Genomic DNA, 8,960 nt, shown 5'->3' with positions numbered 1-8,960 from the left:
AACACAGGCACGGGTATGATGTTGCAAAATCCTCGGGTCTACTTGGCATGGAATTACAAGGAGCAATGGCTATTTTCACCGTTAACTTGAAAAGAATATTGAAATTAATGGCCTAAAAAAGTGACAAACAGAAGCAAAAAAAGACGATTTCCATTCAAGTACCGAATGAGAATCGTCTTTTTTTAATTTGATTTACCGTACTAGTTAGAAAAACGTGAGTTTTTCAGCAGCCTCCTTTTAGAGTCTCTTTTTTTTGCCCTAATTACATCATGGCCTCAACGAGAATGCCTTTATTTTGATTAGCGTACTCCCATGTGAATTAAAAATATCTTATGAAGAACAAATAGCAATCGTAATTCCCAATCAGCTAAGTATATATTTAGATTCCTCTCATATATTTTAAGATAATGATTTGGACAAGGGGAATTTTTTTATGAAAAAGTTTGTTACGTTGCTTTTTTCAAGTTTTTGCATTGGAGTAGGTCTTAACTTATTTATTATCCCCATTCATCTAATAAATGGCGGGATATTTGGCATAAGTTTATTAATCAAATATGTTTGGGGAATCCAGGTTGGACATACTATGATCATGATCAACATTCCCATATACCTTCTATCTCTTCTATACGATAAGACTTATTTCTTTAATGCCATCCTTGGGTTAGCGTTTACTTCAACCATTATTGATTGGCTAACACCACTAAACGGTTTGGTTCATCTACCGATCATATCGAGTGCCATTATCGGTGGAATGACGATTGGGATTGGTGTTGGTTTTATGCTGAGACAACATATTAGCCCTGGTGGAGTGGATTTGCTAGCACTATTAATCTCAAAAAGCACAGCAACTAATCCAGGAATTGTTATTTTTATTATTGATTCACTAATAGTAATTGCGGGAATTATTATATTGAAAGACTTAAAGTTAATGTATTCCATCATCACGATTTCCTGTATCGGGTTATGCGTCATTTTAATCAATTCTTTTAAGTCAATAAACTTTTTTATAAGATAAAGCCCTACCTAAAATTGCTGCAACAGGGTCAATTACAGTGTTCGCAGTTTTACACTATTCATATCTGCAACACTTTCAGAAAGGCAAAGCTATTCAACCTTAAAATTACCTCAATAAGGCAATGCTAAAGTAGGCACTGCCTTTTACAATAATGTAACTCCAAAATTACCTTAAGCGGTGGACTTTTGGACTTTCCCTTATGAAATTAAAAATCTGTGAGTAAAGTATTCTACTATTACACCAAGTAATATTCCTACAATAATTGCTCCTTTGAAAGTGATTGAAGCATTCCATACCATAATAGATTGAAAGAAAATGCCCAAACAAAACGGTAGCTACAAAATCCGCTCCAACACCCATCCATAAAGTTCCACTTTTTAATATGAAATATTCCATACCAACCCCGACAATCGCTAGTACAAGACCAATAATAATTGGTTGCCAAAGAGATGAATAATTTATACCGGCACAGAAAAACCCGAAATTGGGCAAACCATAATCAAGTATATCCCCCCCTTTCGATATACATTTTGCCCGGAATGTAATGAAATTTCCGCTCCATAAAAAACACGCTGTAGTTATACATTACATAATGGAGATTCTTTCAGCCTTTCCTTTTTAAACTTCTTGATTTTTTTGATTCACACTCTAGGTAAGCTGCTCTTACAGCTTAAGAAAAAGCGATTCTTAATAAAGAATCGCTTTTTCGATAAATTAGGGTTACTGTTTTATGCAACCCTCACTAGACAGAAGAAATTTGCGACACTCCTGCCGAATAACTGGCAAGCTGAGACCCAGGAGTAGCTTGCAGCGGGAAGGCTTGGCAGACAGTCGCACGTTTACTCGTGAGTTCGCGCCGTTTACTCGTGGGATTGGCTGTTTTACTCGTGAATTTTGGCTATTTACTCGTGATTTCACCATGTTTACTCGTGAATTCAACATATTTACTCGTGAATTTGTGCTGCACCCATGATTTCGCACGTTTACTCGTGATTTCGCGCCGTTTACTCGTGAGTTTGGCTGTTTTACTCGTGAATTTTGGCCATTTACTCGTGAGTTTGGCATATTTACTCGTGAATTCGTGCTGTACCCATGATTTCGCACGTTTACTCGTGATTTCGCGCCGTTTACTCGTGAGTTTGGCTGTTTTACTCGTGAATTCGTGCTGTACCCATGATTTCGCACGTTTACTCGTGATTTCGTGCTGTACCCATGATTTCGCACGTTTACTCGTGATTTCGCGCCGTTTACTCGTGAATTTTGGCATATTTACTCGTGATTTCGTGCTGTACCCATGATTTCGCACGTTTACTCGTGATTTCGCGCCGTTTACTCGTGGGATTGGCTGTTTTACTCGTGAATTTTGGCTATTTACTCGTGATTTCACCATGTTTACTCGTGAATTCAACATATTTACTCGTGATTTCGTGCTGTACCCATGATTTCGCACGTTTACTCGTGAGTTCGCGCCGTTTACTCGTGGGACTGGCTGTTTTACTCGTGAATTTTGGCCATTTACTCGTGAGTTTTGGCTATTTACTCGTGATTTTAGCTGTTTTACTCGTGAATTTTGGCCATTTACTCGTGAGTTTGGCATATTTACTCGTGAATTCGTGCTGTACCCATGATTTCGCGCCGTTTACTCGTGAGTTCAGCATATTTTCTCGTGAATTCATGCTTCACCCCATGATTTCGGCTGTTGACTCGTTGGAGCGGATTTCTGAAATCAACAGAATATTTCTCAAGAAAAAACTGTAGGCAAACAGGAGTTTTCTTCGAATCTGTCTACAGTCAAGCGATTCTTCAAGAATCGGGCCACGACTGTTAAAGTTCAATAATTTTTTATAGAATGCATTAAAAAAAGGAATGTGGAATATGATTAAAATGTCAATCTAAGGGAGGGAATGAGAGAATAAATGAAAAAAACAAAAATTATATATTGGATCTTTACAGGGCTTTTGGTGGCATTAATGGTTTTGGGTTCTATTCCGGATATAATGTCTGCTCCCGATGCAGTCGCTTTATTTAATGATTTAGGTTATCCTACCTACCTCCTACCCTTTATTGGCATTGCCAAATTATTAGGTGTCGTGGCAATACTTATTCCTGGCTTTCCAAGAATCAAGGAATGGGCTTATGCCGGTTTTGTATTTGATTTGACGGGTGCTATGTATTCAAGCATATCAGTGGGCGACCCCGCCAGTGGATGGCTGCTTTTCATTATCGGATATATTTTGATAGCCGGCTCTTATATTTACCATCATAAAATAATAAAATCCGCTACATCGAGTACTTTGAGCAATAAGAATTGCTAAACAATATAGTTAAATAGAATTTGTGGAAATAATATTAATAGAGCCCCAATAGGATTTCCTTATTGGGGCTCTAGATGATTAACTTACTGTTTTTGAAGTCAAATACGCGACAAGTATATAACGTTCAGGTGCTGACCCGATATAATCAAAAGGATAACAGGTACTGACGGTAAGCGTTGCTCGTGGCTTTGGTACGATTACGGTACGATCATCCTCATCTACAATTCGAACTTTGTTGATTTTGTATGTGAATTCTCCTGCCGATGTTCTTACAATCAACAAATCTCCTTCACCTACTTGCCCCAGTTTACGGAATACCGTATCTCTATGACCGGAAAGAACGGAATTGTCATTTTCACCTGGCAGCACACTTTCGGCAAAGTGACCAACGCCTTTCTCCAATTCATCCTCGTTTGTTCCATGGAAAATGGGGAGTTTTGCTTTTAGTTTGGGTATATACAGTTCCCCGATTTCTTCACCCGTTTTAGGGCGGACAGGATATAGCTCTTTCTTTGTTGTTTCATTTCTTGGTGGTTTCTGTACAGTTTCTTTTACTTGGCTACTTGGAGCATGAGTCTTGTAAAGAAAGTAGCCTTTTGCAAACTTATACATATTGGATGTGGTAAACCAAACCCCAAATAAAATGAAAGCAATTGTACAAGAAAGCAGAAGTAACCGCTTTTTCTTAAATTGTTTCATATTAAGCTTTCCTTATTTTTCGATACATCAAGCTCCCGAACAAGACAATGAATAGTCCTAAAAGGGCATTAGGGATATAATCGGAAGCGGTCTTTGGAAGTTTAGCTCCTTTTACCGTATGATGTTCCGATTTCTTAATAGTGCTGATTTTTTGTTTTACTGGTTTAGCAACTGGTGCCTTTTCAATGGTCCTTGTCACTTCTTTAGCAGAATCCTTTAATTGTTGGCCCGCATTAGTAAGAGTGTTAGAATCGACCATTTCACCCGTAATCAAAAGATCAGCCAAGAACTTCCCGTCAGTAGTGTATATGGCTATTTTCAAGTTAGCACCCTTCAATTCTTCCAATTTCATTAAATCCAAAAGGGATACAGGTGATTCCGAGCCGCTTTTCACAAGGGAATAGGATACTTTTAGCTTAAAGATGGAAAGTAGTTCTTCATAGATAGATGTCATTTCAGCTATCTGTCCAGCAGTAAGCTCGGTTGCTACATCAAAATCCTCGAAAGCCATCATGCGGTTGCCCAATTCTTCAAGTCGCTTGACTGTTTCCGGATCTGAAAGATGATCTTCCAAAGTTATTAAATGGTCTTCAAGTCGCTGTAGTTCCTCTTCCGTTAGACCGAGATCCCCCTCGAAAATAGGCAGAAGATCATCGGCAACTTCTCCTTCCAAATCCCCGCCAGTAATGGTCCAAACAGTTTCTTCAAGATTATCTATGTATATATAATCGTTAAAATCTTTACCATTTTCCTTTAACAATTGAAGCAGTGGTTGTTTATCCAGTCCATAATTCTCATTAAAATAATCTAAGTTGCTTAGGTCTGCCTTTATGACGTCACCTAAGAATTCGCTAAGCTCTTCGACAGATTCAAAGTCTTCAGTACTTAAATCATAGGTGTCTAATGATGCTTCGATATCGTCCTTTGTTACTGCGAAGCCTCTTTCCTTGCTGACCTTGGTTAAATATTTGACTAAATCTTGGTCAAAATTTGGATCCTGTTCAAAATCACCCTCTTCTGTATAGAAATAAACAGCTTCATCCAGGTCCCAGATAAAGATATAATCGTCCAGTTCTTCGCCATTATCGTGTAATAGTTTAATTAGGCCTTCATTAGTTAGGTTATAATCCTCATAAATGGTATCTAAATTACTTAAATCTGCTTTAATAACTTCGCCTAATGTTTCTTTAAGATCATCAATAGATTGAAAGTCTTTAATACTCTCATCATATGTAGAAAGAGAACTTTCAATATCATCCTTCGTTACTTCAAATCCCCTTACATCGCTTACCTTTTTTAAATACTTTGTAAGTTCCTGCTCAAAATTATTGCTTGGAGCTGCCGATGCTAATTGTGGGAACAAGCTAATTAACATCGTAATTGAAAGTAAAATGGTCAACAGTTTTTTCATACTTTTCTCCTATTCATAACATTTCTATATTTCTAGAAAATTATAAAGTATTAACCATAACTTAACAACGAGGTTATTTCTTCCAATTAGAAAAAATGATATTTTACTTACTTTGCTTAGAAAACCTCTTTTTGGAGGTTGATGCTAAAAAATAGCACCTCCAAGTGTAAGATTTTACCTAACACTTGGAGGTGCAGTTCAGTAACAAACGAGAATTACGAAGAGATTTTAACTCGTATGCTTACTTCCATAAAAGACTAACTGTTTTCCTTCCTGTTCTTCCATTTTGAATCCACGCCAACCTTTTGCGAGTATTTCTTGCTGGGCTGCAATATCATTCATCTCAATGAACTGGATTTCCTGCCAATGAGATGCGTCCACTACCGACAATTCCTTGACAAATACATAACGCATTTGCCCCCCATATTTCTCCTTTAATGCTGCAATCTCCATTCCCTGGGCAAACTTATCCTTCAAACTTGGGATGTTAAAAGGCGCAACCGTACAGCATACATATCGGTAAGTTGACTCGTGATTGTTCAGCTCCTTCATGATTAATGTTGCAAGTGTCTGTTGCAGTTTATTTCCCCTGTATGCAGGGAGTACGGTTGAAATTTCCTGATAGATAACATTCGACAGCTCGTTTTCTGTCAATCCGATATCTCTACCTAGATGATCCTCATCAATAGGAGGAGCCAGCAACGCCCGGAACGCAATTAATTCTTTACAAACGAATGCTCCAATCATCAGTCCATTTCCTTCTAGAATATATTGAAACTCTTCCTTGGTAAGCGGTTGAAGCACACCATTATCGTTCAAATGTTGAACGATCTGTTCTTGGACTTGCAATATATCGATTAAATCCTCCAACACTAATTTTCTGACCTCAAACCGCTTGTGATGTTCCCATTCCTTTTTGATGGTTCCCTCATAAATCAATTCCAAAGTGGCTCCCCCTTTTATCGGATAACATCCTGAAAAACAGTTAATTCAACTAGCGTTTCTTCATTTATCTGTACACCTAATCCTGGATTTTCAGTCAATCTTATATATGGCACATCATAGAATAGATTTCCAACATCCCTTGAGAATTTCAATGGACCGGTGAGTTCTACGCTTGTGATCACTTTCTTGGAAAAAGCTACATGGAATCCTGCTGCAGATCCAATAGAAGATTCAACCATCGAGCCTATCTGGCATTCTAACCCAGCAAGCTCCGCTTGGTGGGCAAGCTTTACCGCAGGATATATGCCACCGCATTTCATCAGTTTAATATTTACTTTATCGGCTGCTCGTTTCTGGATAATTTCACGCATTTCCCGGGTGCCCTTTAACCCCTCATCAATCATCAACGGGATCGTAGACTTCGATTTTATTTCAACCATTCCATCGATGTCATCTGCAGCTACCGGTTGTTCAAGCCAATCAAGCTCGCATTCACGCAATTGATCAATCGCTATAAGAGTTACCGCACTGTTCCGCCACCCTTGATTAACATCTGCTCGTATAGCGATATTCTCACCCACACGGGCGCGCACAGCTTGAATACGTGCCACATCCTCACTGACATTGGTGCCAACCTTCATTTTAAATGACTGATAGCCCTTATCGGCCATAGCAGCCGCTTCTTCTGCCATTTTTTCGGGAGAGGCTATACTTAAGACATGGGTAATCGGAAACTCCTCATGATAACGCCCCCCTATTAACTGGTAGACTGGCTGCCCCAGTTTCTTACCCATGATATCAAAGCAAGCAATATCGATAGCCGCCTTAGCTGTAGGGGCTCCATAAATCGTTTTGTCCATCAAATCATGTAGACTTTCGATTTCAAATGGATTCCTGCCTAACAGTATGGGTCCCAGCGTATTTTTCAACACCTGGTAGGTCCCTTCCAAAGTCTCACCTGTCACATGTTCGTCTGCCACACCTTCCCCGTACCCAACAATCCCTTCATCCGTCTCTATTTTTACAAGAATCGATGGCATAAATTTGTAGGTATGGTAACTAACCACAAATGGCTCTTTAAGAGGCAGATGGATCGCATATAGGTGGATCGCTGTAATTTTCATTTCTAAACTCCCTTTCGATTCACAATATTGTCCGAATTTGATATAGTTGTCGTTAATACACCGTTATTTAGGAATACATTAGCTCATTCACCAGGAGGTTAACAATGAATACAAGAATTGCTGTCATTGGTTCCACTGAATTTATCGAAAGAATTGAATCCATAACATCGGAAATTGCTGAAATTGACTTTGACGCCTATATATATCAGAAACCTACTGAGGCCGGTCTGCTTATAAAAACTCTAAAGCCGTGTGATGCTGTGTTGTTTTCAGGGGCGTTGCCGTACTATTTTTCAAAAAAATATCATGAGCATCTTCCGGTTCCTTCTTTTTATTTAGCACAAGATGAGATGTCGGTCGCTTCTTCCTTACTATCCGTGCTATATCATAAAAAAATCTCTCCTCACCGAATTTCCATCGATGTTAGCCAAGCCTCCATTGTCACGAACGTATTAGCTGACCTCGAAATCGAGATGGATACAAGCTACATTATGGATTACCAGGAAATGCTTAAGGACTCATTTGACATTTCACTGATCACTTGTTATCATCAAAAACTTTGGAAAGATGGTTTCATTGATTTTGCACTAACAAGCGTACATTCTGTATTTGATCAACTGCAGCTTATTGGTGTACCTGCCATGCGCATGGTTGATCCTCAAAGTTCCATTTTTAAAGCACTGCAGGATATTAAAGCCCATACAGACCTAATTAAAAGCAGGTCTTCACAAATTGCCGTTTGCTATGTCATATCGGAAGAAGCGAACGCTCATGAACTGGTAGATGGGTTGGCACATGAAATTCAAGCCTCCGTCCAGTTACTTGAAGACTGCCATTTCATACTGTACAGCACCCGTGGTGATATCGAATCATTGATGAACAGAAACGGGCTGAATCATTTTTTTGCCCAATTACAGAAAAAGGGCACGATTGGTTTCGGATATGGTTCAACTATTATGGATGCAGATCGACATGCAAAGATTGCCCTCGGTTTTGCTGAAAAACATAGTGATGACAAATGCGGATACATTTTCACAGAAGACAAAGATTTGCTTGGCCCGTTTCCACAGCATGCTAAACAGCAACGCTTGAAAAACGATCATCCCGAACTTCTTCAGGTGGCCAAACAGACAAAATTGAGCCCTGCAAACATATCTAAAATCATCCAGTTCAGTCATTCCCGCCAATCCGTCCAATTCACAGCTGCTGAACTAGAGGATTATTTACAGGTGACCCGTCGTACCACAGAAAGAATTCTAAAAAAACTATCCGATCATGGTCATGTGACCATCGTTGGAGAAGAAATGACCTATTCAAAAGGGCGTCCCCGAGCTGTTTATGAACTTAATTTTCCAGTATACTAAATCCTAAGAAAAGAAAGGTTCTCGTAGAGGGAACCCTCTTTTCGAAGGGCTCCTGCTTTGGAGCATGTCCCATTAAAAGTTCGGCAA

Annotated in this window: 9 protein-coding genes; 4 read left to right on the top strand and 5 right to left on the bottom strand. The window is 39.1% G+C overall.

Annotated elements, in window-relative coordinates:
- The first annotated feature begins 433 nt into the window (after positions 1-433).
- Positions 434-1,015, top strand: coding sequence for a YitT family protein (locus tag AC1DVK_RS23015; protein WP_410862131.1), 582 nt, complete (start codon positions 434-436; stop codon positions 1,013-1,015).
- Between the two features lie 898 nt (positions 1,016-1,913).
- Here AC1DVK_RS23015 and AC1DVK_RS23010 read toward each other — a convergent pair.
- On the bottom strand, positions 1,914-2,282 hold the full coding sequence (locus AC1DVK_RS23010; RefSeq protein WP_477627460.1) for a hypothetical protein: 369 nt from the start codon (positions 2,280-2,282) through the stop codon (positions 1,914-1,916).
- A gap of 8 nt (positions 2,283-2,290) precedes the next feature.
- Between AC1DVK_RS23010 and AC1DVK_RS23005 the strand changes: the two genes are divergently transcribed.
- Together AC1DVK_RS23005 and AC1DVK_RS23000 are read left to right on the top strand one after the other, a co-directional pair.
- Positions 2,291-2,773 carry a hypothetical protein gene (locus AC1DVK_RS23005; protein ID WP_477627459.1) on the top strand — a complete coding sequence of 161 codons (483 nt, stop codon included), beginning with the start codon at positions 2,291-2,293 and terminating at the stop codon, positions 2,771-2,773.
- 158 nt (positions 2,774-2,931) lie between these two features.
- Positions 2,932-3,330 (top strand): DoxX family protein, encoded by a 399-nt coding sequence (locus AC1DVK_RS23000; protein WP_477627458.1) that lies wholly within the window; start codon positions 2,932-2,934, stop codon positions 3,328-3,330.
- 78 nt (positions 3,331-3,408) lie between these two features.
- Here AC1DVK_RS23000 and AC1DVK_RS22995 read toward each other — a convergent pair whose 3' ends face one another.
- The 4 genes from AC1DVK_RS22995 to AC1DVK_RS22980 form a co-directional block, all read right to left on the bottom strand.
- A complete protein-coding gene (locus AC1DVK_RS22995) occupies positions 3,409-4,029 on the bottom strand; it encodes a class D sortase (RefSeq protein WP_477627457.1) in 621 nt (206 codons plus the stop codon).
- A 1-nt stretch (position 4,030) separates the two neighbouring features.
- The gene (locus AC1DVK_RS22990) at positions 4,031-5,440 is read right to left on the bottom strand and encodes a processed acidic surface protein (protein WP_477627456.1); all 1,410 of its coding nucleotides are present in this window, start codon (positions 5,438-5,440) and stop codon (positions 4,031-4,033) included.
- Between the two features lie 228 nt (positions 5,441-5,668).
- Positions 5,669-6,385 carry a GNAT family N-acetyltransferase gene (locus AC1DVK_RS22985; RefSeq protein WP_410862128.1) on the bottom strand — a complete coding sequence of 239 codons (717 nt, stop codon included), beginning with the start codon at positions 6,383-6,385 and terminating at the stop codon, positions 5,669-5,671.
- A 14-nt stretch (positions 6,386-6,399) separates the two neighbouring features.
- A complete protein-coding gene (locus AC1DVK_RS22980; RefSeq protein ID WP_477627455.1) occupies positions 6,400-7,509 on the bottom strand; it encodes a mandelate racemase/muconate lactonizing enzyme family protein in 1,110 nt (369 codons plus the stop codon).
- 104 nt (positions 7,510-7,613) lie between these two features.
- On the opposite strand from AC1DVK_RS22980, the gene AC1DVK_RS22975 reads away from it, so the two are divergent.
- Entirely contained in the window at positions 7,614-8,873 is a 1,260-nt protein-coding gene (locus AC1DVK_RS22975) for a transcriptional regulator (protein WP_477627454.1), read from the top strand.
- Positions 8,874-8,960 lie beyond the last annotated feature (87 nt).

The organism is Peribacillus sp. P4_B1, from assembly GCF_056402395.1.
The sequence above is the reverse complement of the archived record's forward strand: the minus strand, read 5'-3'. Positions and strand labels throughout refer to the sequence as shown.

Bases quoted from the DNA above. Each gene is read 5' to 3' on its own strand.
- AC1DVK_RS23015 (WP_410862131.1), top strand. From the start codon at position 434: ATGAAAAAGTTTGTTACGTTGCTTTTTTCAAGTTTTTGCATTGGAGTA.
- AC1DVK_RS23010 (WP_477627460.1), bottom strand. From the start codon at position 2,282: ATGCCAAAATTCACGAGTAAACGGCGCGAAATCACGAGTAAACGTGCG.
- AC1DVK_RS23000 (WP_477627458.1), top strand. From the start codon at position 2,932: ATGAAAAAAACAAAAATTATATATTGGATCTTTACAGGGCTTTTGGTG.
- AC1DVK_RS22995 (WP_477627457.1), bottom strand. From the start codon at position 4,029: ATGAAACAATTTAAGAAAAAGCGGTTACTTCTGCTTTCTTGTACAATT.
- AC1DVK_RS22990 (WP_477627456.1), bottom strand. From the start codon at position 5,440: ATGAAAAAACTGTTGACCATTTTACTTTCAATTACGATGTTAATTAGC.
- AC1DVK_RS22980 (WP_477627455.1), bottom strand. From the start codon at position 7,509: ATGAAAATTACAGCGATCCACCTATATGCGATCCATCTGCCTCTTAAA.
- AC1DVK_RS22975 (WP_477627454.1), top strand. From the start codon at position 7,614: ATGAATACAAGAATTGCTGTCATTGGTTCCACTGAATTTATCGAAAGA.